This is a genomic window from Buttiauxella sp. JUb87, assembly GCF_004361975.1.
Taxonomy (GTDB): Bacteria; Pseudomonadota; Gammaproteobacteria; order Enterobacterales; family Enterobacteriaceae; genus Buttiauxella; species Buttiauxella ferragutiae.
Genome location: NZ_SNVY01000001.1, coordinates 866045 through 892161 on the forward strand (window position 1 = coordinate 866045; position 26117 = coordinate 892161).

General features: G+C 49.6%; 25 protein-coding genes. 10 read left to right on the plus strand and 15 right to left on the minus strand.

Annotation, left to right across the window (positions count from 1 at the left end; translation table 11 throughout):
• Position 1: 1 nt before the first annotated feature.
• A complete protein-coding gene (locus EC843_RS04000; RefSeq protein ID WP_064545783.1) occupies positions 2-1282 on the minus strand; it encodes an oligosaccharide MFS transporter in 1281 nt (426 codons plus the stop codon).
• A 19-nt stretch (positions 1283-1301) separates the two neighbouring features.
• Positions 1302-3134 (minus strand): DUF2264 domain-containing protein, encoded by a 1833-nt coding sequence (locus tag EC843_RS04005; RefSeq protein ID WP_133521674.1) that lies wholly within the window; start codon positions 3132-3134, stop codon positions 1302-1304.
• A 229-nt stretch (positions 3135-3363) separates the two neighbouring features.
• On the opposite strand from EC843_RS04005, the gene EC843_RS04010 reads away from it, so the two are divergent.
• Both EC843_RS04010 and EC843_RS04015 read left to right on the plus strand, forming a co-directional pair.
• Positions 3364-4230, plus strand: a complete 867-nt coding sequence (locus EC843_RS04010) for an AraC family transcriptional regulator (RefSeq protein ID WP_064545778.1) — start codon at positions 3364-3366, stop codon at positions 4228-4230.
• Positions 4231-4508: 278 nt separating this feature from the next.
• Entirely contained in the window at positions 4509-5012 is a 504-nt protein-coding gene (locus EC843_RS04015) for a non-heme ferritin-like protein (protein WP_064545776.1), read from the plus strand.
• Between the two features lie 50 nt (positions 5013-5062).
• On the opposite strand, the gene EC843_RS04020 is transcribed toward EC843_RS04015, so the two are convergent.
• From EC843_RS04020 to EC843_RS04040, 5 genes are all read right to left on the minus strand, one after another.
• The gene (locus EC843_RS04020) at positions 5063-6199 is read right to left on the minus strand and encodes an alginate lyase family protein (protein ID WP_064545774.1); all 1137 of its coding nucleotides are present in this window, start codon (positions 6197-6199) and stop codon (positions 5063-5065) included.
• Positions 6200-6209: 10 nt separating this feature from the next.
• Positions 6210-7298, minus strand: coding sequence for a sn-glycerol-3-phosphate ABC transporter ATP-binding protein UgpC (ugpC, locus tag EC843_RS04025; RefSeq protein ID WP_133521675.1), 1089 nt, complete (start codon positions 7296-7298; stop codon positions 6210-6212).
• A 10-nt stretch (positions 7299-7308) separates the two neighbouring features.
• On the minus strand, positions 7309-8148 hold the full coding sequence (locus EC843_RS04030; protein ID WP_064545771.1) for a carbohydrate ABC transporter permease: 840 nt from the start codon (positions 8146-8148) through the stop codon (positions 7309-7311).
• Positions 8149-8158: 10 nt separating this feature from the next.
• On the minus strand, positions 8159-9043 hold the full coding sequence (locus EC843_RS04035) for a sugar ABC transporter permease (protein WP_121815643.1): 885 nt from the start codon (positions 9041-9043) through the stop codon (positions 8159-8161).
• A 127-nt stretch (positions 9044-9170) separates the two neighbouring features.
• Positions 9171-10463: a sugar ABC transporter substrate-binding protein gene (locus tag EC843_RS04040; protein WP_121813730.1), complete on the minus strand. Its 1293-nt coding sequence runs from the start codon at positions 10461-10463 to the stop codon at positions 9171-9173.
• 517 nt (positions 10464-10980) lie between these two features.
• On the opposite strand from EC843_RS04040, the gene EC843_RS04045 reads away from it, so the two are divergent.
• The 3 genes from EC843_RS04045 to EC843_RS04055 all read left to right on the plus strand — a co-directional run bounded on the left by EC843_RS04045 (position 10981) and on the right by EC843_RS04055 (position 15750).
• Entirely contained in the window at positions 10981-12219 is a 1239-nt protein-coding gene (locus EC843_RS04045) for an alginate lyase family protein (RefSeq protein ID WP_133521676.1), read from the plus strand.
• Positions 12220-12239: 20 nt separating this feature from the next.
• Positions 12240-14258, plus strand: a complete 2019-nt coding sequence (locus EC843_RS04050; RefSeq protein ID WP_064545760.1) for a heparinase II/III family protein — start codon at positions 12240-12242, stop codon at positions 14256-14258.
• 148 nt (positions 14259-14406) lie between these two features.
• Positions 14407-15750 (plus strand): anaerobic C4-dicarboxylate transporter, encoded by a 1344-nt coding sequence (locus tag EC843_RS04055; RefSeq protein ID WP_064545758.1) that lies wholly within the window; start codon positions 14407-14409, stop codon positions 15748-15750.
• A gap of 40 nt (positions 15751-15790) precedes the next feature.
• Here the strand turns inward: EC843_RS04055 and EC843_RS04060 are convergent, their stop codons facing one another.
• Positions 15791-16042, minus strand: a complete 252-nt coding sequence (locus EC843_RS04060) for a DUF2766 family protein (protein ID WP_034496127.1) — start codon at positions 16040-16042, stop codon at positions 15791-15793.
• Between the two features lie 208 nt (positions 16043-16250).
• Here EC843_RS04060 and EC843_RS04065 point away from each other — a divergent pair, with 208 nt between their 5' ends.
• On the plus strand, positions 16251-16562 hold the full coding sequence (locus tag EC843_RS04065; RefSeq protein ID WP_121815644.1) for a type II toxin-antitoxin system RelE/ParE family toxin: 312 nt from the start codon (positions 16251-16253) through the stop codon (positions 16560-16562).
• A complete protein-coding gene (gene nadS / locus EC843_RS04070) occupies positions 16563-16856 on the plus strand; it encodes a NadS family protein (RefSeq protein ID WP_064545757.1) in 294 nt (97 codons plus the stop codon).
• Between the two features lie 6 nt (positions 16857-16862).
• On the opposite strand, the gene EC843_RS04075 is transcribed toward nadS, so the two are convergent.
• The 6 genes from EC843_RS04075 to azuC all read right to left on the minus strand — a co-directional run bounded on the left by EC843_RS04075 (position 16863) and on the right by azuC (position 22558).
• Positions 16863-17840, minus strand: a complete 978-nt coding sequence (locus tag EC843_RS04075) for an ABC transporter ATP-binding protein (protein ID WP_064545756.1) — start codon at positions 17838-17840, stop codon at positions 16863-16865.
• Entirely contained in the window at positions 17827-18810 is a 984-nt protein-coding gene (locus EC843_RS04080; RefSeq protein ID WP_121813735.1) for an ABC transporter ATP-binding protein, read from the minus strand. The genes EC843_RS04075 and EC843_RS04080 overlap by 14 nt, the downstream gene beginning before the upstream one ends.
• Positions 18803-19648 (minus strand): ABC transporter permease, encoded by an 846-nt coding sequence (locus tag EC843_RS04085; RefSeq protein ID WP_121813736.1) that lies wholly within the window; start codon positions 19646-19648, stop codon positions 18803-18805. The genes EC843_RS04080 and EC843_RS04085 overlap by 8 nt, the downstream gene beginning before the upstream one ends.
• A 4-nt stretch (positions 19649-19652) precedes the next feature.
• A complete protein-coding gene (locus EC843_RS04090) occupies positions 19653-20606 on the minus strand; it encodes an ABC transporter permease (RefSeq protein ID WP_064545752.1) in 954 nt (317 codons plus the stop codon).
• Between the two features lie 72 nt (positions 20607-20678).
• Complete coding sequence (locus tag EC843_RS04095) at positions 20679-22271, minus strand: ABC transporter substrate-binding protein (protein WP_133521677.1); 1593 nt, start codon at positions 22269-22271, stop codon at positions 20679-20681.
• A 203-nt stretch (positions 22272-22474) separates the two neighbouring features.
• A complete protein-coding gene (gene azuC / locus EC843_RS04100; protein ID WP_115628089.1) occupies positions 22475-22558 on the minus strand; it encodes a stress response protein AzuC in 84 nt (27 codons plus the stop codon).
• A 215-nt stretch (positions 22559-22773) separates the two neighbouring features.
• Between azuC and EC843_RS04105 the strand changes: the two genes are divergently transcribed.
• Positions 22774-24192 (plus strand): MFS transporter, encoded by a 1419-nt coding sequence (locus EC843_RS04105; protein WP_133521678.1) that lies wholly within the window; start codon positions 22774-22776, stop codon positions 24190-24192.
• A gap of 73 nt (positions 24193-24265) precedes the next feature.
• Complete coding sequence (locus EC843_RS04110) at positions 24266-24532, plus strand: hypothetical protein (protein WP_133521679.1); 267 nt, start codon at positions 24266-24268, stop codon at positions 24530-24532.
• 105 nt (positions 24533-24637) lie between these two features.
• Here EC843_RS04110 and EC843_RS04115 read toward each other — a convergent pair whose 3' ends face one another.
• Positions 24638-25276: an RpiB/LacA/LacB family sugar-phosphate isomerase gene (locus EC843_RS04115; protein WP_133521680.1), complete on the minus strand. Its 639-nt coding sequence runs from the start codon at positions 25274-25276 to the stop codon at positions 24638-24640.
• 390 nt (positions 25277-25666) lie between these two features.
• Here EC843_RS04115 and yecR point away from each other — a divergent pair, with 390 nt between their 5' ends.
• Complete coding sequence (gene yecR / locus EC843_RS04120) at positions 25667-26011, plus strand: YecR family lipoprotein (RefSeq protein ID WP_064545744.1); 345 nt, start codon at positions 25667-25669, stop codon at positions 26009-26011.
• Positions 26012-26117 lie beyond the last annotated feature (106 nt).

A 26117-nucleotide genomic window follows, 5' to 3' on the forward strand; every position in this document is an offset into this window, starting at 1 on the left:
ATTAATGTTTTACCGGCTCGGCCGGTGCGGTATTTAAAGCGGGTGCGAAATTGCGGGACTCATCGCGCTTTGACTGGCAGCGCGAGAGTGTGAAAGCAGAAACCAGGGTGAACAGCAGCGCACAACTTCCCATGATTAAGTAGGTCTGCCCGAAGCCAATTTTGTCGTACAGATATCCGGCTGGCGGTGCCACAACCACGGAACCGACGTAGATCATGGCCTGATAACCCAGTAGATACATGGTGGCGTTAATTTTTTTGTCGAAGTGCTCCGCGATGTATTTGAATACCGAAATCAGCAGTAGCGAGATCTCAACACCGTAGAACGGTTTGATGATCGAGATGATCAGCGGGTCGCTGGTCAGGCCGGATGCAATCAGACGGGCTCCGACTACGCAGCCACAGAACAGCAACCCTTTTTTGGCACCGTAGTGATTTACCAGCAACGGGATGAACATCATCATCACGAATTCCATGCCGGACTGGACGGTGCTCAGGTAGCCGTACCACGCATTGCCCTGCTCTTTGGTGTCGAAGAACGAAACGAAGTAGCGCGGGAACTGCTGTTCAGCAACAAACATCATCCATGCCACACCGGCGACATAGAGGCTAAACATCCAGAATTTGCGGTTTTTCAGTAACATCAGCACATCGGCAAAGACGATTTTGTTTGCGGAAATCACGTTGTTACTCCGCAGTTGCTCGTCGCCAATTTTCAGGCTGACCAACATCAGGAGCATCAGCACTGACGTGGCGCTGCTGACAAGGAAGTTGGCCAGCGGCGTGTAGTTGAACAGCAAACCGGAAACCGAAGCGGCCATTGCCCAGCCCAGTGAACCCCACATACGAATGCGCCCAAACTCCAGACCATACATGCGGCTAAAGCGGTCAGCATAGGATTCGGAAGCGGCCACACCGGCATACCAGCCCAGGCTCAGGTACAGCGCACCAATCACAATCCCCACCATGGTGTGCGTCAGTAGTAAAGGTTGGTAGATGAAAACAAAGAACGGGGCCATCAGTGCGGAAACGGCGCAGACAAAATAGAGCAGCCATTTACTCATGCCGATCTTATCCATGATGTAGCCATAGACCGGTTTCATCACTACGGCAAAGACTCCGTTGATAGCAAAAACACTACCGATCGTGATGCTGTCTAAACCGACTTTTTGACTCAGCCACAAGGCATATAGCCCGAAGCTTGAGGACCAGGTGAAAAAGTAGAGAAAAATGAAACTGCTCATTTTTATTTGCGCGGTACGCGTTATTGTCGACATGTTCATTGGTGTTTCTCCAGAATCATCACGGCAGTTTATTCAACATGATTTGTGTTTCGAGCTTACCCATTACCAGGCGCACAACACCCTCGCTGACCATGGCTTGCGGGCGAGTGTTCGCATCGAATACCGCTGAATCCCCTGCCCAAACAGCACTGATTAACAGATGCGTGCCTTTACTCAACTCCCCTTTCAACAGCGGAACCGCAGCCCGTTCAGCAAAGAGCAGGTTACTGTTTGGCGGCGTTAACACCTGGTCGCCATTGCGCGGTTGCTGGCTCAAACAGTAAATGGCACTGGTATCCGTGACGGAGGTCAGTTGGCAGCAAGCTTTCGCCATTTGCGCTTCGGGAAGCGGACGGTTTGGCAGGCTGAAACCGCCTTCAGCACAATCCAGTTCACGTTCGGTTTTGAGGGAATGCACACGCACCTGCCAGTCGCCCAGCGGCAGTAACCAGGTGTCGATAGTCACGTCATTCCATGGCAGCCAACGGCTGTAAATCATGCCATCCGCGGTTGTGACGTTCTGGCAATCGCGACGCCCACGCCAGTAATCGTCTTTTTCAGATAACAGCAACATCGAATCTGGAGCCGCGTGATTTAAGCCATAACGCCCACGTTCAATGGTGAAACCGTAGCGTGTGGAATAAGCAAATTTGCAGTATTTAGCTTCGGTATTAACGAAGTTATTCAGCTCAAGCTGGCCGGAAGTTAGCATCCATAAATGATTAGGCTGATGAACCAGAATTTGCGCAGCATGAGGAATGCTATGGTGTGCGTCACCAGGTGGCAGCGGCAACTCTTGCGCCTGCCAGAAGGCATCGTCCTGGCCTAACGCCAGCACCAATACGGTTTTTAGTCCCCAGTACGGAGAGCCCGGTGCGTTGTAATCTTCCGCCATGACAAGATTTGGGTAGCTGTAACCGACGCTCAGCACACCATCGCGGTCGAACAGCGGTTGTTGCAGCCACCAGCGTAAATGGCGCAGAACAATGCCCTTTACCACGCCTGGTTCAAAGACTTCCAGCCCGGCAAACGCCGCAGCACTCCAGAACGCGCCCTGTGCGAAGCGATAAGTCAGGCTGCGGCCAAAGGGAATAGCAGCGCCGTCGTCCGCAAAGAAATGGATAAAGTCGGCAGCGAACAGGGCCGCCCGCTCGCGCAGTTTATTGCAACGTTCAGGATCAACATCCGCCATTAATTTGGCGTAAATCAGCCCGTAGAAATGGAAGCCCATCGAAATATAGTAATCACGCGGGCGTCCTGGGCCGTCTGAATACCAGCCATCGCCGAGATAATATTGTTCCATGGCAGCAAAATGCGTTTCCAGCGCATCAGTATTGTTCGGCATTCCACAACGATGGAAACCTACCTGCACCAGAATTGGGAAGAAATGCCAGTTGTTATCTGGAATATCCTGGTTTTCACTTTGCCTGAGCCACTGCCAAAGATGCTGTTTTTCTTGTTCATTGAAATGCGCCAGCAGCGGCTTATGCGCTATCGCCAGCATTAATCCGTAGGCTGCCATTTCCACAATGCGCTGATCGAAAGGTGCAACCTCCCCCCAATAATCTGCGTGCTCCGGGTTAGTACCGTTTTTTATCGCCTGGATATAAAAAGAGAATTGCTCTGGTTCACTTCCGCCCGCCAGCAATGGAGTCACACCCCACAGCAAACGCGAGAAAGTTTCCATATTGGCAATCTGCTGGCCGTAATGTGCAGTGAAATTAGCAAGGTCGACCCGACTGGCATTTTTTTTAAAGAATGGCGAAACGGCATTCAATAATTCGTTAACCAGTTTTTGTAGATCGTCCCTGCTTTCAAGGCGGTTGTTTATTGTAATGTTTTTAGGTTGCAAGATGTCCTCCCGTTAAACACGAGAATAGAGTAAGTTATTGTTATAGCTATTTTTCAGTGCGCTAATACTTCGCGTTGATGAACAGATTAGTCGCTTTTATTCAAGGCTCAGAGTGAGCCGCATCACAAAAATAAACCGCCATTTCAATTTCGCTGGATTTTTGTATTCGCAAGGTGAATAAATTACAAATGATGGCGTAAAAACTTAAATTTGTTGTCCTGGAGGGGAAATGAGCGAAGCACAATTGATGGAGCGCATCACACTTGATAGCCAGGTTATCTCATTCCACCGTTTACGCGCCTCAAGTGCTCAGTACTATCACTGGCATCAATGTGTTGAATTTCTCTATATTTCAAAAGGCTATGGCATTGTTGTCGTGGATAATCAACATTACACCGCGCGGCCTGGCCGGTTATTTATTTTCCCACCGTTCCGTTTGCACAAAGTGCATGTCGAAGCCAGTGACAAAAACCAGTATCACCGCACCACTATGCACATTGAGCACTCTTCAGTGATCGGCTCTTTGCAGGCATTTGCGCGCCAACAGGCTCAATTTTCAGCCCTGGCCGCCAGCAACGTGCCCGCGCAGGTGTACGATTTGAGTGAACAGGCAGAATTTATGGAAGTGATTCTTGGCGGGTTCGATAAGCTGGATCCGACAGCGCACTCAACGGCCAGTGATGTTGCGTTTATGGTGATGCAGATTATGGCGTTTCTCCCCGCGCAGCCGCAGGCATTTATCCCGCAACAGCCTACGGTTGCCTCGCGCATCATGCAGTGGGTCGAGAATAATTACAGCACCAAGTTTTCACTGGATGAACTTGCACAATCTATTGGATTATCGCGCAGCTACACTTCACGTATTTTTCGCCAGCAGACCGGCGGCAGTATTCATGAGTACTTACTGACGCGGCGCATCAAGAAAAGCTGCGACCTGTTGCGCACTTCGCCGTTAAGCATTGACGCCATCGCTCAGGAAGTGGGGTTTATCGAGGACACTTATTTCATTACTTGTTTTAAGAAGATGATGAATCAAACTCCGTTGCAGTACCGGAAACAGTCACGAGCGCAATTATCCGATGGGCAGAAAATATGATCTAACACAATAAACAAGCACTAGCCTATTCCAGTACTCAGCTGTGAATCACAATTTAGCTCATTATATTTAGAGAATATAAAAACAAAGTCGCGCATTAATAATCATTTCATTTTTAGCCTTTGCTATTTATTAGTACTCCAGGCTGAAAATAGTGATAAAACGACATAATTAATAGTTCTCCGAATACCCCTAAAGAGGTATGGTTTAAACATCCCCATGAATTTTTATTGTTTACCCCATCTTCACCGATGTTCCGATTCAATAAAGGAATGATTATGGCAACTTCCGGCATGGTTCAAAGACTTAACTTACAGATAAACCGCGACTTCTACTCCTCCAACCTTTATTTGCGCTTAAGTCACTGGTGCTCCGAAAAGAGTTTAACGGGCACAGCGATCTTTTTAAGAAATCAGGCACAATGCAGCGTCACGCAAATGATGCGTATTTTTACTTTTATGAAGCAAGCCGGTGGTAATCCTATTGTGGCGACGATTGAAGAACCGCCACGCGAATGCGATTCATTAGAAACGTTGTTCGAGCAAACGGTGGCCGATTATGACCAACGTTGCGCGACATTAACCACACTGACCGCAGAAGCTACCGCATTAAATGATTTCTCGACGCTCACTTTCCTGAAAACCATGGATCGGGAGCAGCAAGACGAAGGTGTGTTGCTCAATACCATTCTCGATGAAGTCCGTAATGCACATAAAGCCGGAATGTGCATGAGCCAGACCGATGAGCATTTGACGAATTTGGTGAATCATCAGCAGCATTGAGGCCTTTTGGTCGGGTCAATGACTAAGGCCCTGCCAGGTCACCCCCTTCCCTAAGCGCACCACATCAGTTGTTCATGCAGACCCAGGGTATCTTCAGGGAAGCTGCCCAACACGGTTTTATAACGCGCAGCCTCTTTGGGATACCCGCGCATCGATTGCAATATGATGCGCAAGGCGCTATCCCAGACAATGCCTTGTAAATCACTGTACGGCCATAAATCCGGGTCGGCGATAAACGGCATCAAATAATCGATACCGAGCTTCACACTTCGGCCATCCTGCACGGCATTCCAGCGGTCAAACTCGACATGCTCAGCGTAACGGTTCAACAACAAATGCGCTTCAAGGTTAAACAAGGAATAGTGGAACGGCACCGGACGCTCCAGTTCCATTGTCTGTTTACCTTCCTGGTCGATTTGCGCCGCCATACGTTGGGTTATCCCCTGCTGAATGATGCGAGCCACTAGCCCTTTATCACCATAGAACAGTGCATTAGCCGCACGCTGTGCGTCATACCAGGTGCCGTGGTTGTTATGCCAGACATATTCAGAGTGACCCACATCGCTGTAAAACATCCAGTGATTAAAGTCCCTGAACCATTGGTGCAAACCGATAATGTCGTCGGTATCCAACACTCCCGCTGGGCTAATCAGGCCAATGGCATCAATCACCATCCATAACAAGCGCGTATCGATAAGCCCGGTACCACGGCCAGAAACAATCCCTGGGATCGCCTGACCGTAGTTCAAATGCGGATTCATCCGCGTTTGTTCGTCAAGGAACCAGCATTTGATTTGTTCCGCCGCCGCCTGCGCGTACTTGCGCTGTCCAGTGAAGTACCACGCCAGCCCAAGCGTCAGGCTGCGTTCACACATACGGATTATACGCGTGGTATCCGTGTCGTTATTCTGACATTGCGGGTTGGTGTGCCCATCGCGACGAATATACGGCAGGCCGTTAGGCCTGCGCGGATTGGGCCACCAGTATGTCCCCAGGCTGTAGTAATCATGTGGATCGCCACTCACCGGACGCAATTTTTTATGCACCACGCTTTCCAGCGGTTGACCACGGAGTTTATCCGCCTCTCTGACCAGCTGACCCAGTGCCAGCTGTAACGGAGAAAAAGGCTGCTGTAAGCCACGGCGAGCATTCTCAAGACACGTCACATCCAGGGTATACAACTTCATTTACTGCTCCTTAATGACAGGCTATTCGCTGCCCACTTTCGGCATCAAAAATGTGGATACCGGTCAGTCGAGGCTGCAACCATACCGTTTCCCCCTCCCGAACATTTAAGCGTTGCTTAAACACCGAAGTAAATGCACCGCCTCCTGTGTTACAGAATAACTGCATATCAGAACCGGTATTTTCGATGGCTGTGATGGTCGCTTTCAGCGCCCCGCTCTGTTCTGCTTCGCTCACTACATTGACCTGTTCCGGGCGAATCGCATACACCACTTTTTGCTGCGGCTTGACTTGTACGCCCGGCGGCAAGCTTAACAAAGAGTCATCATTGAGGCGTAACATCATCTCGCCGTTTTGTAGTGTCACTTCACCTTTTAACTGATTGATTTCAGGCGAACCGATAAATCCGGCAACGAACAAATTAGCCGGACGGTCGTATAACTCCAGCGGGCTACCCACCTGCTCAATACGCCCTTCCCGCAGTACCACGATCATCTGCCCCATGGTCATGGCTTCAATTTGGTCATGCGTCACGTACACCGAGGTGGTTTTCAGGCGGCGATGCAGTTCGCGGATTTCACCACGTACCTGAGTACGCAATTTTGCATCAAGGTTAGAGAGCGGTTCATCGAACAAAAACACCTGAGGATTACGTACAATGGCGCGCCCCATCGCTACGCGCTGACGCTGGCCGCCGGAAAGATCTTTTGGCAAACGATCCAGCAGGACGCCTAGTCCGAGCAGATCAGCGGCCGCTTCCACTTTTTGGCTGATTTCCGCTTTAGGCAGTTTTGCCATTTTGAGCGCAAAACCCATGTTTTCGCGCACTGTCATTTGCGGATACAGTGCGTAACTCTGGAACACCATCGCGATATCACGCAGCTTTGGCTCAACGTCAGTGACATCCTTCTCATTGATCGCAACCTGACCGCCAGTTATCTCCTCTAGCCCGGCGATCATGCGCAACAGCGTTGATTTCCCACAGCCACTTGGGCCAACCAACACACAGAACTCTCCATCTGGAATAGTCAAAGAGACATCTTTGATGACATGCACATCACCATATGATTTACAGACATTTTTCAGTACCACGGAACCCATGTGTCGCTCCTTATCCTTTGACCGCGCCGGACATAATCCCGCGATTGAAATGTTTTTGCAGACCGAGATAAACAATGATGCTTGGCAACATCGCCAGTAAGGTGATGGCAATGAAAATGTTTGGTGTAATACTTTCGTCCGTACGCAGACGGCCAAGAATAACCGGGATGGTATTCAGGCTGTCATGGTTCACCACAATTAGCGGCAGCAGGTACTGGTCCCAAATCATGATGAAGCCAAACGTCACAACGGTGCCGAGTGCCGGTTTCACCAGCGGTAAAATGACGTGGAAGAATATTTGCCACTCATTTGCCCCATCGATACGCGCCGCCTCTTCCAGCTCTTTAGGGATCGCCGCCATAAATTCGCTTAAGACGAAGATCGAAAACGCCCAACCCACAACCGGCATAATCATGCCCAGATAGGTGTTGTAGAGTGACGAATCAATCAGCGGCAGTTGCCAGTTGATAATCATGTACAGCGGAATGGCGATCACTTCCTCCGGCAGCATCATGGTGGAAAGAATGACCAGACTAACCAATGAAACGCCGATGAACTTCTTGCGTGCCAACGCATAGGCGGCAAGCGCACTAACGGCAACCTGCAAAATGGTGCCAAAGAACACCACCACCATTGAGTTCAGCAAATATTGCCAGACGCCAATGTCTTGCCAGGCAAAGATAAAGTTCTCCATGGAAAACTCATTTGGCCATGCCAGCAGTTCACCCGGTTTAACCGGTGCTCCGCTAAAGGCCGTGGCGACAATGCCCCAGAATGGCCCGACAAATACAATTAACAGCAAGCCATAAATCATCCAGCGGCCTACGGTATCCCAACGTTTACCTAACATGGGCGGCTCCTTAATAGCGGGCGATGCGCTTTTTCAAAGTGAGATGACAAATCGTCAACACGACGGTGAAAGCGAATAACAGGAACGACACCGCCGAAGCATAGCCGTAGTCAAATTGCTCAAAACCGAGTTTGTAGATATGAGTCATGATCATTTCAGTGGCGCCGGATGGCCCACCCCCCGTAGTGGCATACACTTCTGCAAACACACGGAAGCCACGAATAAATGACAACATCAGCACCACAGAAATCGCCGGGATCATGCCAGGCAACGTGACGTAACGCAGTCGGTTCCACCAGTTCGCACCATCCACGTTTGAAGCGTCGTACAAGTCACGGCTAATTCCCGCCAACCCAGCAATAAAGATCACCATGTTGTACGGTACTGCTTTCCAGATATGCAGCAGCATGATCACCCAAAGCGACTGATCGGCACTGGCCAGGAACCCCTGGTCGGCAATACCGAACCAGCTCAAGATGTGGTTCACAACACCATTAGGCGTTGGGTTGAACAAGATACGCCACATTTCGGCGACGATTGCTGCACTGGTGACCGCGGGTAAGAAAATCGCCGTACGGATGAAACGCAAATGGCGAGCAGGCCCTTCAAGCAACATGGCAAGGAAGAATGCCAAAACCGCCCCGACCACCATTGTCACCACCACATACAGGAAGGTGTTAAAAACTGCCGAATGCAGTTCTATGTCGGCGAACGCGCGTGCAAAGTTGGCAAATCCAACCCATTCATCTGGTTGATTGAAGTTCACTTTGTAAAAACTCATCACCAGGCCTTGCAGCATCGGGATGAATTTAAACCAGGTGAAAATGACCAGTGCCGGAGCGAGGAAAAGCCATGGCACCAGATTTCGTTTCTGGCGAGGAGTCAACATCGTTATTTTCACTCATTTTTTACGGTTTTCGTTATTACCCCTCACTCTTGCCATCTCCCCTAAGGAGAGCGAAAGTTCTTTCCCCCTCTCCCGATGGAAGAGGGATGGGGTGAGGGTTACGTTATAACTACCCTTACTTCGCCAGTACCTGCTGTTTGGCAAGTTCAGCGTTGACCTTCTCGTTGGTGGTTTTGAGTTCAGCGGCAATATCGCTATTGCAGTCCGCCAGAATGCGGTTAAAGCCATCGGCGGTTATTTGGCGAATTGGCGTCCAGTTTGGAACTTGCGGCACGTAACGGCCTTGTTCAGCGTAAAGTTTGGCGAAAGTTGCCCAGCGTTCATCGTTGTAAACCGCCTGGGTATCGACCAATTTATTGACAGGCAAACGGACCACAGGCATGTGTTTACTGCCTTTACCCATGCCAATTTCTTGCCCCTCCTGGGAAATCATAAATTCAATAAATTTGCGCGCCGCCTCTTTGTTTTTACTGCTTTTCATCATGAAGACCGTGGTGCCTTCCGCAAGCGTCGCACTCCCTTTTGGTCCAGTTAGGGTCACCACTTCGAAGTTGTCCTTACCCGGGTCTTTATCAAATAAAGCGATGTGATAAGGGCCGGTGAAGAACATCCCGGTTTGGCCGGATCGGAAGGACGGAATGATGTCGGCGGTCGTGGCGTTAATAGCTCCAGGTTGCACGACTTTTTCGCACAACATGCCGCGCATAAATTGCAACGTTTCGCGGGCCTCAGGTTCGTCTAGCGAAGCTTTAAACTCCCCCTTCGCACCTTCACGAATAAAATCGCCACCGGCTTGCCACAAGAAGGCACTCATAAACCAGCTAGCGTAGCCGCGTGTGGTTGAGCCCGGGAGCAAAAAGCCGTAGGTGTCGTTTTTGCCGTTGCCGTCAGGGTCCTGGGTGGTAAAGGCCTTGGCTAATTTTTCGACGTCACTCCATGTTTTTGGCGCAGGCATCCCTAATTTTTCACGCCAGTCTTTACGCACGAAGAGCGCGAAGGTTTGGGCCGAAGTGGGGACGCCGTAGAATTTACCGTCGGTATAGCGGGTACTTTCCCAGGCGGTCGGGTAAAGGTTTTCACCACCGGCAATAGTTTTCGGGTCAATTTCTTCCGCGATACCGAGCTGGATGAATTGTCCGATGGCGACCGCATCGTTAAAAATCAGGTCAGGTAGTGCATTACCGGCTGCCGCGCGCGCCAGTCGCTGTTCGAAGTCGGTGGTAGCATTAAAGTACTCGATTTTAATGCCGGTCTTTTGCTCAAAGGTTTCGGCCTCTTGTTTGTAAATATTTTTGGAGTCGTTACTTGCACGAATCCAGACGTTCAAAGTTTCTGCTGCAAAGGTTTGCGATGCACTTAAACCAAGAGCAGAGATCAGTAATGCGGATTTTAATTTTGTAGGGAACATTTATATTCACATCCTTATTTTAAGAGATTTAATTGTTGAAACAAAAATGGAGTGAAGCAGGTTATTTCGCTAATGAAAAGGCTGCCCAGCAATTAAATAGAATGCCCTTATTAAACACAACGCCATAAAACAGAAATACTGTTTCACAATGCAAAAACGTGTTTGAAGTCACACTAAAAAACATATCAAAAATCACATAAACATTTTTAACCTTTAAAATCATAAAGATAAAAAATTAAACAAAACCTGCACAATATAAACAAGTATTTAAAAGCACTCATTTTCGTGATGCAAATCTCATTACAAGGCGTTATTTTACATCTCTGATATTAATTTGAAGTTAATCACACAAATAATTATTCCGCCTCTTACACTGCGCACTCAATCCAAAAAAATTTATTTCTAGCCTCATATTTAACGAAAATTAATAACACCATTAACGGTATCAACACATTGATACTAATAAGGCGAACATTCTTAGCACCCTGAATTCATTCCATCGATGGACGGAGAAAATATGTGCCCGACAAAACCCAGTTTATTATCTTGCCTGTCATTGCTTTCGTTGGCGGTGGCGGGTTCATTACTGGCCTCACCGTTATATGCCGCCGATGCACATCCACTGCAAATTAAGCTCGATGATCTACGCTATAGCCAGCAGCAGATAGAGGCACAAAATCCACAATTTACCGGGGCTTATCAAAAACTGATTGCCAACGCAGACAAGGCGCTGAACAAACCACTGTATTCAGTGATGGATAAAACGCTAATCGCCGCCAGCGGCGATAAACATGATTACTACAGTTTTCCACCGTACTGGTGGCCCGATCCGAACAAAAAAGATGGCCTGCCCTACCTTCGCAAAGATGGCCAAACCAACCCTGATGCCAATAGTGATGCCACGGACAAAAAACGTCTGGTGAACATGAGCAATGACGTTTGGACACTGGCGCTGGCGTGGCAATTTTCCCACAACCCGGCATACGCCGAAAAAGCACGTGACCAATTGCTGAACTGGTTTGTGAAACCAGAAACGCGCATGAATCCTAACCTGCAACATGCGCAGGCTATTCCAGGGATTAACGATGGCCGAGGGATTGGCCTGATTGACAGTCGCGCACTGGTAGAAGTGATTGATGCCGTTGAATTATTACGCCCAGCGAATGTGGTCAGCGATGAAGATTATCAGAAGATAAAACAATGGTATGGCGATTTTTACCATTGGATGAGCACCAGCCAAAACGGATTTGAAGAAGACAATTGGCATAACAATCACGGCACCTATTTTGATTTACAGGCAGCGTCATTTGCCCTGTTTAGTGGCGATATAGCCGCCGCTAAAAAACGACTACAAATCACCCAACTACGACGTATTCCCTCCCATTTTGATAAAGAAGGCCGCCAGATGGCGGAAATTGAGCGCACTCGCCCGTGGCATTACAGCAATTTCCATCTTGAGGCTTACAACAAGTTGGGGCGTTTAGGGGACATTGCTGGGGTTGATGTCTGGAATTTCACTCTTGATGACCATAGCTTGCGCCAGGGCTATCGCTACCTCGCGCACTACATAAATAGCACTGAAACCTGGCCCTGGAAGGATATTGATAAAATGGATGATCAAAAAGCACTGGTGAATATGGTCAGTGCCGCACGAGCCTGGCCTGACGACAAACTGTTTGTTGAAAAAGCCGAATGGCTGATGGCGAAGTATCCAGATGATATCTCGCATCTGATTACCCCATTAAAGCAACAGTGATAGAGAATAAGGATCGAGCGATGAAGCAGTTCACCACGCAACAACTTATTCTTCTTCAGCAACGAGTTTGCGCTCAACCCGCCATTATTGAGCAGTTGATTGCCGACAACAGTGTGGTTCTCAACAATCCAGTCGTTGTGCCAGAAACCGCCCTGGCAACCTGGAATCTCTATTATTTCTGCCCCGACCACGGCGTCAGGTTGGTGTGGGATCGCGCCTCACCAACCTGCCATTGCTGCCCGATAGACGGCCAAAACTTTAGCGGTGAACCCTATGATGGTGCGTGGTGGCGTGAGCTCAACGGCCTGAATGCCAAAGCCTGCCACCAGTTGGGTTTATTGTGGCAACTTACTGGCGAGCAGATCTATCTGGATAAAGTCAGTGAATTGCTGATGCGTTACGCTAAGTTCTATCCGGATTACAAAATTCACGGTGGCATTCCGTACAATGGTCCGGGGAAAATGAATGCCCAGACACTTTGCGAAGCGAACTGCATGCTGGATTTCGCCCTCGGTTTTGATTGCATCGCTGAGGCACTCACTGCCGAACAGCGCGAGTACGTTACAGTTCGTTTATTGCGCGCTGGTGCGCAGTTTTTGATGGCCCATCGCACTGCACAATTACACAACCATGAAGTGAAAATTGGCTGCGCGGTCGGTGTGTTGGGGCTGGTGCTGGAAGATGCCGCGTTAGTCGAATTTGCCGTCAACCAACCTTACGGTCTGCGTTATCAGCTTGAACAGGGCCTGTTCGAGGAAGGGCTGTGGTTCGAGGGATCTATTCATTACCACTTCTACGCCCTGCAAGGTTTTCTGGCTTTTGAAAAACTGGCTATAGGCACCCAGTGGAGTTTGCTGGATGAACCTTACTATAAAAAAATGCTTAGTTTCCCGCTGACTCTGTTAATGCCAGACGGCACTTTTCCGCGTATCAACGATTGTATCTATGGCCAGGAAAAACTCGACCACGGTCATCTTTATCACTTTGCCTGGCATTACTATCGCGATGAGCAGTATGCCGCCGCGCTTAAGGCTATCAATGCGCAACATCCGCGTCCTGGTCTTGATGCCCTGCTTTACACCACACCACTGCCAGAAAAGATACCGGACCTGATTCCTGCGGGTCATACTCATGCCCCGCATAGCGGTCTGACCGTGTGGCGTAACACAGAAAAGAAACGCGCATTACTGGTTAAGCATACGCCCTATGGCGGCGAGCATGACCACTATGACCGCCTGAACATTCTGCTGTTTAATGGTGCAAAAGAGATCCTGCCTGATCTTGGTACGACCGGTTATGGCGCGCCAATGCACTATGCGTATTACAAAAATAGCGCCACGCATAACACCATTACAGTCAACCAAACCAACCAACCCCCTGCCGTTCCTGTGGTCCTCCAGTATCATGAAAGCCAGGCTTTCTGCTGGCTGGATACAGAGGTTGACTGGCGACAAACGCCGCCTGAACTCGACAGCCATACCCGCGTACAATGGGACAGTGAAGCCTGGCGTGACGTGCGTTTTCGCCGCCGTCTGTTATGGCTGGATAACGCCTTAATTGACATTAGCAGCGTGCATAATCCGCATTGCCAGCAAATCGACTGGACGCTACATCTGCATGGGAAAGCACTGGATGTTGAAGGTGAACAGGCGCAGTTTAGTGCTCACGGCCCGTTGTCTATCATGAATGATGCGCATTGCGTATCGTTAACCAATTGCCAGCCGCGCCACTTCGCCACAGCCCACCACGGGCAAGCACTATGGCTGTATGGACATGCCGAGTTGTGGCAAGGACGCGCGCCGGATAATCCAGCCGTTGGTGAGTTGAGTTATCTGGTGTTACGGAGCCATGAAACGCATCCCGTGTTTGTAAGCGTTTGGGATTTCGACCACCAGCGACCTATCACCGATATGCAGATTACCCAGGATAACAATGGCATGCGTATTTTGCTTAAACATGGCGAAGACGTTGTAGTCGTCGACGTAGCAAACGACAGCGCTATCCTTCCACGCCTTCAGTATTCCCATCTCCCGTTATGATTATTCACTCCGCCTGTCTCGGGCGGAGTGTTAATTTATTGTTACTAACAAGCTGTTTTAATTGAAGTTTAATAAACAAGATCTGTGTCCCAGCGGTAATCCTTACATTCTGTAATGCTAATTACATATACAACTTTAAGGGTCTACCATGATAACCATTGAATTTATTGTCATTATTTTATGCCTGTTAGTGGGCACACGTTTTGGTGGGATGGGGCTTGGCCTAATCAGCGGCATTGGGCTGTTTATTCTCACCTTCATCTTTGGGCTTGAGCCAGGTAAACCCCCCGTTGATGTGATGCTGACCATTCTTGCTGTGATTGGTTGTGCCGCCACATTGCAAACTGCGGGTGGCCTGAATGTGATGATGCAGTTTGCAGAGCGTCTGCTGCGCAAACATCCCCAGCACATCACCCTGCTCGCACCGTTCACCACCTGGATGCTGACTTTCCTGTGCGGCACCGGTCATGTGGTGTACACCATGTTCCCGATTATCGCCGATATCGCACTGAAGAAAGGCATTCGTCCGGAACGCCCAATGGCGGTGGCATCAATTGCTTCGCAAATGGCGATTACCGCGTCTCCGGTTTCTGTGGCGGTGGTTTCGCTGATTTCGATTCTGGCGGCTAACCATGGTATTGGTCAGGCGTGGGGCATCCTCGATATCCTCTGCGTTTCCGTTCCTGCTTCATTGTTTGGCGTGCTGATTGCAGCACTGTGGAGCTTACGTCGCGGCAAAGATTTGCAGGACGACGAAGAGTTCCAGGAAAAACTCAAAGACCCGAAACAGCGTGAATTTATCTACGGCAGCAGCGAAACGCTGATGAACCAGGTGTTCCCAAAACAAGCCTACTGGTCAACGTGGATCTTCTTTGCCGGGATTCTGGTGGTGGTGTTATTGGGGGCCATTCCGGCGCTGCGCCCGGCCTTCGAGGTCAAAGGCTCATTCAAGCCGCTATCGATGAATCTGGTTATCCAGATGATGATGTTGATTGCCGGTGCCGTAATGCTGATCGCCTGCAAAGTGAATGCCTCGGCTGTCTCTAACGGCGCGGTATTCAAAGCCGGTATGGTGGCTATTTTCTCGGTATTTGGTGTGGCGTGGATGAGTGATACCTTTTTCCAGGCACATCTTGAAGAACTAAAAATGGCGCTGGAAGGCGTCGTGCAAAGCCACCCGTGGACTTATGCCATCGTGCTGTTTTTGGTTTCTAAACTGGTGAACAGCCAGGCTGCCGCGTTAACTGCCGTGGCACCGATGGGGTTGATGCTGGGTGTTGAACCGAAAATGCTGATTGCCTTCTTCCCGGCGTCTTACGGCTACTTTGTGTTGCCGACTTACCCAAGCGACCTGGCGTGCATCGGCTTTGACCGTTCTGGCACCACAAAAATTGGTAAATTCATCATTAACCACAGTTTCATTTTGCCCGGCTTAATCGGCGTGAGCTGTGCTTGTGCAGCGAGTTACTTATTAGTGATGACGTTCTTCTGATGACAAATCGCCCTTGAATAAGGGCGATTATAATTCGGAATTAATGCGCTTCGTTTTGCGGGGTGAATTTCAGTTCAATCAAAGAAATGGCTTTTTGAATCGCGCGGCGGGTCACCGGATCCGCCGCTGCCGGATGAGTGGCGAAATCAATGGTCTTTAATTGGTTCGCCATTTTTTCACGGACTTCTACCGGCGCAATCACATCAATGACATCCAGAATTTGTTTAATCACTAACTGGCACGCCACCACGTCAGAAACCAGTTCCTGGTCGGCAGATAATTGTTCGGACATTCTTTCTCTCCTGTTTCGCAATGGGCGTCATAGTACTCGCGCCTCTATCCCTGAGGCAATAATCCATTCTGGAATGCATCCCGAAGAACGTACTAAAACTTTGTGAATTCAGTTAACCACCCGAGTTTTGCATGCTATCTAAGTACGCCATTGACTTATGTACACTTCCTGTTAACCTAATCCTGGCTATACGCCAATGGCGGATATTATGCTTTTTATCGAAACGCCCATTTTTACAGAGGATGTCAACGCACTGCTCACGGATGAAGAATACCGATTGTTTCAGGTATTCCTGACGTTTTCCCCGGAAAGCGGCGATGTGATTCCCCATACTGGTGGCCTGCGTAAAGTGCGGTGGCCTGCAAAAAACAAGGGAAAACGCAGTGGCGTTAGAGTCATCTATTTCCATAAAAACGTCGATAGCATCATCAGACTATTGCTGATTTACCCGAAAGGGGTCAAAGACGATCTGGATGAAGCGGAAAAACGTTTTTTGCGGCAAATGAACGAGAGGTGGTAAATGGATAAACAACTGTTCGCGCGTCTGTCTGAAAGCATGACGCAAATGAATGAGATTGTAGAAGGTAAACGCGAGCCATCTCGCGCAACGGAAGTCACCGCGACTCAGGTCAAAACCATTCGTCAGGCGACGGGGTTATCGCAGGCCGGTTTTGCCCGGCTGATCTCCGTGAGCGTCGATACGCTGAAAAACTGGGAGCAAGGCCGCCGTGAACCGACAGGCCCAGCAAAAGCATTACTACGTGCGATCGAGAATGACCCTGAACATGTCATTCTCGCTCTGGCACCACGCTAAATACGCTTACTTTTCTTCAAACAGCCAACATGCCACCCGGTGACCAGGAGAAATCTCCTGCATTACTGGGCTTTGGCTCTGGCATTTATCCATCGCTCGCGGGCAGCGATTGGCGAATTTACAACCCGGCCAGTCGCTTATCGCCCCCGGTAACTCCCCGCTAATACCGCCCCTTTCCAGCATTTGTACATGCGGATCGGCGACCGGAATCGATGCCAATAGCGCCCGTGTGTATGGATGCGCCGGTTCGGTATAGAGCATTTCCGCCGGGGCTTCTTCTACCAGCGAGCCCAGATACATCACGCCAATACGGTCAGAAATATGGCGCACCATCGATAAATCGTGCGCGATAAACAGGTACGTCAGCCCCAATGCCTGCTGCAAATCCTGCAAAATATTCACTACCTGCGCCTGCACCGAAACATCCAGCGCCGAGAGCGGTTCATCGCATAACACAAATTCAGGGTTAACCGACAAAGCGCGAGCAATGCTGATGCGCTGGCGCTGACCGCCGCTGAATTCATGCGGGAAGCGGTTTAAATGCTCCGCCTTCAGGCCAACCTTTTCCAGCAATTCAATAGTGCGTGCTTCGCGTTGAGCTTTGCCATAGCCGTGGATTTTCATCGGCTCGGCAATCAGTTGCGCGACCGTCATGCCTGGGTTGAGTGACGAATACGGGTCCTGGAAGATCGCCTGCATGCGGCGGCGCAACGGTTTGAGTTGCTTGTCGCTCATGTTGGCAATGTTCTGGCCGGCAAACTCAATCTCGCCTTCAGTAATATCAAACAGACGCAGCACGCTGCGCCCTAATGTCGATTTACCGCAGCCTGACTCGCCCACCAGCCCGTAAGTTTCACCGGGATAGATGTCGAAACTCACACCATCCACCGCTTTCACCGGGGGCGTTTTGTTAAACCAACCCTGCTGGCTGTGGAAATATTTGCGTAGCCCGCTGACCCGAACCAATGGCTTAACGTCCTGCATTGTTCACCTCCGAATCCCATAACCAGCACATTGCCTGATGCCCTTCACCTGTCTGATACATTGGTGGCAGGCTGGTGCAATGTGCCATACGCTGCGGACAACGTTCGGCAAACGGGCAACCTGGTGGCGGGTTGAGTAACCCCGGCGGCGAACCGTCAATCGGCGATAAACGCGCGCCGGTTTCACCCTGTCGCGGCAGTGACGCCAGCAAGCCACGAGTGTACGGGTGCGCCGGACGGTAGAAAATATCTTCCACACTGCCCTGCTCCATCACCAGGCCGCCGTACATCACCACCACACGCGAACACACTTGCGCCACCACGCCGAGATCATGGGTGATCAGCATAATGGCGGTGTCGGTTTGCTGTTGCAGCTGTTTTAACAGACGCAGAATTTGCGCCTGAATGGTGACATCCAGCGCGGTGGTTGGCTCATCGGCAATCAGCAATGCTGGATGGCAAGACAGCGCAATGGCAATCATTACACGCTGGCGCATCCCGCCGCTGAATTCATGGGGATACTGGTTATAACGCTGTTCAGCATTCCCAATCCCCACCTGTTGCAGCATGGCGATAGATTTTTCTTTGGCTGCTTTTTTGCTGAGATTTTGATTCCGAATCAGGATCTCACTCATCTGTTTGCCGATGGTCAGCACCGGATTGAGCGCGGTCATCGGATCCTGGAAAATCATCGCAATGTCATTGCCACGAAGTTGGCGCATCTGTTCCGGCGTTTTGCGGGCTAAATCTTCGCCTTTGAAATGGACATGCCCGCCCACCACTTTGCCATTGTTGCCCAGCAGTTTAAGCACCGATTTACAGGTGACACTTTTGCCGCAGCCTGATTCGCCAACAATCCCCACCACTTCACCACGCTGCACCGCAAAGCTTACGCCACGCACCGCTTTCACTTCCCCTTCGCGGGTGAAGAAAGAGGTTTGCAGGTTGTCGAGTTCCAGTAAGTTATTCATCGCGGTTCGCTCCTGGCTCAAAGGCGGTACGCAAAACATCACCCAGCACGTTAAAACTCAGCACCGTCAGCAAAATCAAGACCCCAGGGAACATCGCAAGCCAGGTGGCTTCGCCAATGAAAGATTGTGCGTTATTTAACATGCTGCCCCACGAGGCATTCGGCTGTTGGACACCCAGCCCAAGGAAGCTTAACGTCGACTCCATCAGGATCGCCGAGGCAATGTTGAGTGTTGCCGCGACCATAATGGTTGGCAAAATGTTCGGGATAATATGGCGGGCAATGATGATCAGCGAGTGTTCGCCACAGGCGCGCGCATACACCACATATTCACGCTCTTTGACCGACAAAGTTTCCGCCCGCACCAGGCGCGACATGTTCATCCACGTCAGCGCACTGATAATTAAAATGATGTTGGCGATGCCAGGCTTCAGGTAAGCGTTTAACACCAGCAGTAAAAAGAACGCCGGAATCGACAGCAAAATATCGACCACACGCATCATCAGGTTGTCGATACGCCCGCCAAAGTAGCCGCTAATCGTCCCCACCAGCGTACCAATCAAGGTTGAAAAGAGCATCGACAGGAAACCGACCATCAGGGAAATTTGGCCGCCGTACAAGGCTCGAGTGAAATAGTCGCGCCCGTAGTCATCAGTACCGAACCAGTGCGCGGCATCTGGCGGCAGCAACCTTGCGGTCAGCGACATCTGGTTAGGGTCCCACGGGCTGAGAGCCGCCAGTAATGCGGCAATGCTGAAAATCACCAGAACCAGTAACGAGAATTGAGCTGGACGATTACGTTTCAGGCCATGTTTAACTTGTTGCCAACGTCTACTCATCGTCTTACCTCAATGCCTTAATACGCGGGTCGGCCACGCGATATAACAAGTCTGCCAATAAGTTACCGATAATCAGCATGGTCGATGACAGCATGATCATCGCCATGATCAACGGGTAATCCAGCGAGGTTATCGACTGGATCCCTAACAGGCCCATGCCCGGCCAGGAAAAGACGCTTTCGGTGACATACGCCCCGACCACCAGTTCGCCAAACGAGAGGCCAAACAAAGTAATCACCGGCAGCAGCACGTTTTTGAGGACATGACGGAATAAGATTGTGCGACGAGTGGCACCGTAGGCCAGCTGGGTTTGCACGTAATCTGCCGACAGTTGTGTGATGGTGTTGGAGCGGATGTAACGCACATAGTTCGAGAGGTTATAAAAGCTCAGTGCGATACACGGCAAAATGCCGTGGCGAATCACATCCAGCCAGGAATCTTCAACGCCGATGGTGCGCATCCCCATGCTCGGCAGCCAGTTCAGTTGCACCGAGAACACCGTGATAAGCAGAATACCGAACCAGAAAATCGGCACTGAAATACCGATATAAGCGAACATATTCAGGAAGTGATCGAGCCAGCGATGCTTATAAGCACCAGCCAATAATCCGAGTGGAATAGCCACGACCATCGCCAGAACCAGTGATGCGCCCATCAAACCGAGAGTGGCCGGAATACGCTCAGCAATCATGGTTAATACCGGGCGATGGTAAATCAGTGAATAACCCAAATCCCCTTGCAGCACGTTTTTTAGCCACAACAGGTATTGCATAAACATCGGTTTATCCAGCCCAAGACTATGACGGATACGTTCAATATCCTCAGGGCTCATACGTGGCGTAATGTAAGCCTGCACCGGATCGCCAGGTGCCAGTTTGACCAGCAAAAACGACACCAGCGAAATGAAGAACAGCATCGGCACAAGTTGCGCCAGGCGTCGTACTAACACATTGTTCATACTGCTTTCCAGGTTTTACCCAAAAGAAAACCCCCGGCACGGGGTAAACCGTAATCCGAGGGCAAGTGCTTATTATTGTTGATAGATTTTTGACAGGTCCTGGAACATATAAACCGGCTTAGGTTCAGCCTCTTTGGTCCCGGCAAAACGTTTGTCTACCGCGACTACCGCATTGGTATAAGCAATCGGATACCATGCCATATCATTTGCGACGGTTTGCTGAACTTGCTTATAAATTTCAGCACGTTTGGTTTTGTCTGTTTCAGTCGCGCCCTGGTTCCATAACGCATCGAACGCCGGGTTCTTGTAATGCGCGTAGTTATAAGCTTCATTGCTCATATACAACGACTTATAGCCATCAGGCTCCATACCCATGATGTAACCACCGAGGCTCAGCTCATACATGGTGTTCTTCATATCCAGGCTGCGCTGCGACATAGCGTTAGCGTCCATTGGCATCAGTTCTACCGCGACACCAATGTTCTTCAGCTGCTGCTGAATATACAGGCCCATGCTTTCCTGGGTTTTGTTGGTGTTGATATAAGCAAGACGCAGTTTCAGATTAGCCGGAGCGCCTGATTCTTTGAGCAGCGCTTGCGCTTTTTCAACGTCGTATTTATAGGTTTCGACATCGTTGGTTTGATACAGCGTGTCTGGCGTCAAAATAGACGCGGCAGGTTGCGCGTAATCCAGCGATGAGAATGCCGCCTGCACCAGTTCATCTTTATTGATGGCATAAGCGATAGCCTGACGCAGCGCTTTATTCTTCATGCTGTCGATATTCTGGTTGAACGTCATATAGGCCAGACGCCCTTCAGGATAGATAACGAAGTCGAATTTACCGCTCGATTTCAGACGGGTGACGTCTTGCGGATCAACCATCTTCATGTTGATTTCGCCATTTTGCAGCGCAAGGTTGGCAGAGTTGCTGTCTTTAGCAAAACGGTAAGTCACGGCATCCAGCTTCGGTTTACCGTTCCAGTAGTCATCAAAACGGGTCAGTGCGTAATACTGCCCGGCACGATACTCTTTAAATTTGAACGGGCCAGAACCGACTGGCGCATCGTTTTTGGTGCTCTTTTCCATATCGCCCTTTTCGTCAGCAAAAACATGCTGCGGAATAGGGTAAATCTGAACCAGAGTCCCAACAAATGCCGCACTCACCTGCGGCAACGTGAATTTCACCGTTTGGTCATCAATTTTGCTGACTTGAATGGGTTTATCGCCATAAACGAACATGCTGCGGAAGAAGCTATGTTGTTTTTCATCGAGCAATTTGTTGAACGTAAACACCACGTCATCGGCAGTAATCGCTTTGCCATCCTGCCATTTCAGATTGGGTTTAAGTTTTAAAAGGTATGAGAGGTTGTCTTCGGATGGCGTCAGGCTTTCTGCCAGCCCCCATTCAATCTTGTCGCCATTGAAGCTATACAGTGGGGCGTACAGCGCCTGCATAATCGTCAGCGTGGTGCGGTCGCTGGCATACAGTGGGTTCACCGCTAATGGATCACCGGTAGTAATACCGACAATTAAATTGCCGCCATCCTGGGAAGCTTGTTTTGCTGGAGCAGACGCGGCTGCAGTTTCGGTTTTCGCATCATCACAGCCAGAAAGTGCCAGGGCCAAAGAGGCAAACAGCGCAGATAACAACAGGGGTTTACGCATTTATTCACGGACTCCATCTCAAATAGAGTCCGCATAGTGCACCAGCCATACCCACAATGTAAATAAGTGTAAAACGCATAACGTTATGCGAAAAAGTGCTAAAGCAAAAATTGTCGATATAAAGTGGAATATGCAGCGTTAGAAGCCAAATTTCAGGCATAAAAAAACCTGCCGCGGCAGGTTTTTTTATTCAGGCTGACAGATCAAAACATGCCAGCTGGCGGTACATCTTTGAAGGTTTTGCAGTACTGCTCGAACATACTTTTCAGGATTTTGCGCATTTTCATTGTGTGCTCCAGTTTTTAGTTTTGCAGGTGTTGCTCGTTATGGGGCCTATAATATGACATCCGTCACACAAATCAATGGTTTTGTGATGTGCATCACACATTTTCATTGTGGATTTTACAAGCCATTCACATCAAATGGCTTGCAAATCCAACACTTAACTGGTTAATTGGCTCAATTATTTTTTAAAACATTATTTTAATTTTGAGTTTCATGCATGGAAAACTCCCCTTCTCAGTCTCCAAAACGCGGCATCTCTGGTATGGCGCTACTGGTTGCTGGCGCATTTTTTATGGAATTTCTCGACGGAACCGTGATTGCCACAGCACTCCCGGAAATGGCAAAAACATTTGGCGTTGATGCTGTTGATCTGAATATCGGTATGAGCGCTTATTTGCTGACTCTGGCGGTGTTAATTCCGGCCAGTGGCTGGATTGCCGATCGTTTTGGTGCCCGCAAAGTTTTTACCCTCGCACTGGGGATTTTCACCTTTGCATCCGTGCTATGTGGGATTGCCAATACGCTGGAACAGTTTGTCGCCATGCGCATCTTACAAGGGGTTGGCGGTGCGTTGATGGTACCGGTCGGGCGGCTTGCGGTGTTACGTACCACGCCCAAGCATTTACTGATAACCGCTATCGCCACACTCACCTGGCCGGCTTTGGTTGCGCCAATTATTGGCCCGCCACTGGGGGGATTCATCACCAGTTACGCCTCGTGGCGCTGGATTTTTTATATCAACCTACCGCTTGGGTTGATAGCAATGGCGCTGGCGTGGCGGCTGATTCCTGATATTCATGATGACGATCGCCGCCCGTTTGATGGCATCGGTTTTACCAGTACCGCCGTGGCGATGATTAGCCTGGTCTACGGGCTGGAAATGCTCGGGCAATCGCAGGTGAATGTGTTGCCAACCGTCAGCCTGCTGCTATTGGGAGCCGCCTCGTTATGGTTTTCACTGCGGCATTTTAAACATGCCAAACACCCGATGATTCGTCTTGATGCTTTAAAGGTGCAAACCTTTGGTGTGACAATGTACGGCGGTTCGCTATTCCGCACCTCCATCAGTGCGGTACCGTTTTTATTGCCGCTGCTGTTTCAGGTCGGTTTCGGTATGGACGCGTTTCATTCGGGCTTACTGGTGTTAGCCGTATTTGCCGGGAACCTCGCCATGAAACCCGCCACCACGCCGTTGATTCGTGCGTTAGGCTTCAAAAAACTGCTGATTATTAACGGTCTGCTGAACGTCGCTTCTTTATTGGCGTGTGCATTTCTCACGCCGCACACCGCGGCATGGTTGACGATAGCCATCCTGTTCTTTGGTGGCATGTTCCGCTCAATGCAATTTACCGGCATCAGCACGCTGGCCTTTTCCGATGTGCCACCTGCGCAAATGAGCTACGCCAATACGCTTTTCAGCACCGCGACGCAGTTGTCGGTAGGCCTGGGGATCACGCTTGGCGCAATTGGTATTCGCCTTGGCGAGAAAATCAGCCAATGGTTTGATGTCACATCAATTCCCGGCATGCCGATTAAAATTTCATTTGTGATGATTACGCTGATTTGCTTGCTTGGGCTGGTCGACTTGTTACGGCTACCGCAAAATGCCGGGAGCAGCGTTTCCAAAAAGCAATAATGCAGTAAGTCTGCATAGTGTTTCGGGCCACAATTATACTTAACGCTATAGATTGAGTGCCGTTGAGGCCGTTATGAAACACATGACATTAAGGTTAATACTGTTTATATCGCTGGTCAGTTTTCAGGTCACTGCCGCCGAACCCAGCGTCCATTCCCCCTCTTTAAGCTTCCCTGCGTTGCATAAACCGAGTCTGCATAACGGTGTGCAACAGCGCTGGCCCGAAGAGCCGCAAGCTGATATCAACCTTCAACACTGGGATGCAGAACACCTTGAAGCCGCGCGTCAGACGCAACAACACGCTGATATGCAGTCGCATCAGTTCGATAGCAGGAAGTAATGATAGGAATTGAGAAAGATCGCGCGTAAAGCGCCGGAAATTAGGCGGTATTGAAGCAAAAAAATACGGCCAGCAAAAACTGGCCGTATTTCATATTAATCATTATCAGGCAAGGATTTCGCGAACGAACGCTTCAATCTCTTTGTCCTGGCAATTTTCGAAGAAGCACTTCTGGAAACGCTCGCCGGTTACCGCGGTTTTCACCAGCTCAGGGTCGATAGAACGTAAGGTGTCCAGATAGTTTTCTTTCACTACAGCCGCTTTAACCTGGTTGAGGATGCCCGCGTTACGAACCTGTGGCTCTTTACGCTCGATTGGGTAGCCTTCGCCTTTAAGGCCAGTGAATGCTTTCTCGAACATGTAACGGACGTTCAGCTCTGCACCCCAACCGAAACCTTTAGCGAATGCCAGTGACAGCGCGTTACCGTTGTTGATTTGAGCGAACAGGAAAGCATCGGCTGGATCCAGGCAGTATCCGCAAACCACACCTGGATGGATGTTCAGAGACATCATTGCGCCCTGACCTGTACCGCAGCCGGTCACAACAAAATCAACGGCTTTCGAGTTCAACAGAATGCTGGCCATAATACCGAGGTGGATGTAGGTCAGGTGGTGATCCTGCTCATCGCTCATACCGACGTTGTAAACCGGGTACTCTTTCTCAGCAGCAACCGCTTGCAACTCATTAAGAATGATTGCATTTTTGCCAGCCTGACTGTTTTCCATCATCAGTGCTATTTTCATTTCCGTCTCCTGATTGGGTCACGGGATTTCCCGCGGTGAATAGCTTGGGTATACCTTAACGATACTATCTGGCAAACATACTTTCAAATTTAATGAAATTTTGTTTTAAAAAATTAAGAGGTGCTCACACTTCTGAGTTTTGCCCGGTTACGCACTTCGCTTACCACCAGCGCAAAACCTCTCTCCAGCACACCCATGCTTGCTGTCAGAAATCTTCTGAAAACCGTTGGTGAATACCACAGTAATTACCCTTTGATAAACGCCCGAAATTTAGGTTAAGAGATGGATTATTACTGACCTTAAATGCAATTACACAGCTTTATACTGTTGGTAATATTCTGTTTGGCTGCATGCTAAAATAAGAAGAAATATCTTTTGAGACTCAGCGTGATGAAAACAATATATTTAGTTTTAGTGGCTGCGTTATTAAGCGGTTGCACCATGAATAAAACGCCACAACCCATCAAAGGGAGCGAAGTGGCAGGTGTTGTTCGTCTCGGGTTTGATATTGCGCCATTACAAAGAGCGAAAGTCGACACCTACGTTGCTCAGTCGGCTGCCAGCCACCAGTGTCAACAATGGGGGTATAGTGCGGCATTCCCTTATGGCGATCCGATCAAAACCTGCAGCCTGACCAGTGGCGCATTGTGCCTGAACCAAACCGTCACACTGGAGTACCAATGCAGGGGGAACGGAATGGAGAAATACCTGAGAGATGAAATAGCCGTACAATAATTGAGCTTAACGCCTATATGGGTTGGGCAATAATTGTTGTTCAATCCTATTAATTAAATAACAATCATTCTTATTAGTATTAAGCTATCATTTATAAAAAAGAATA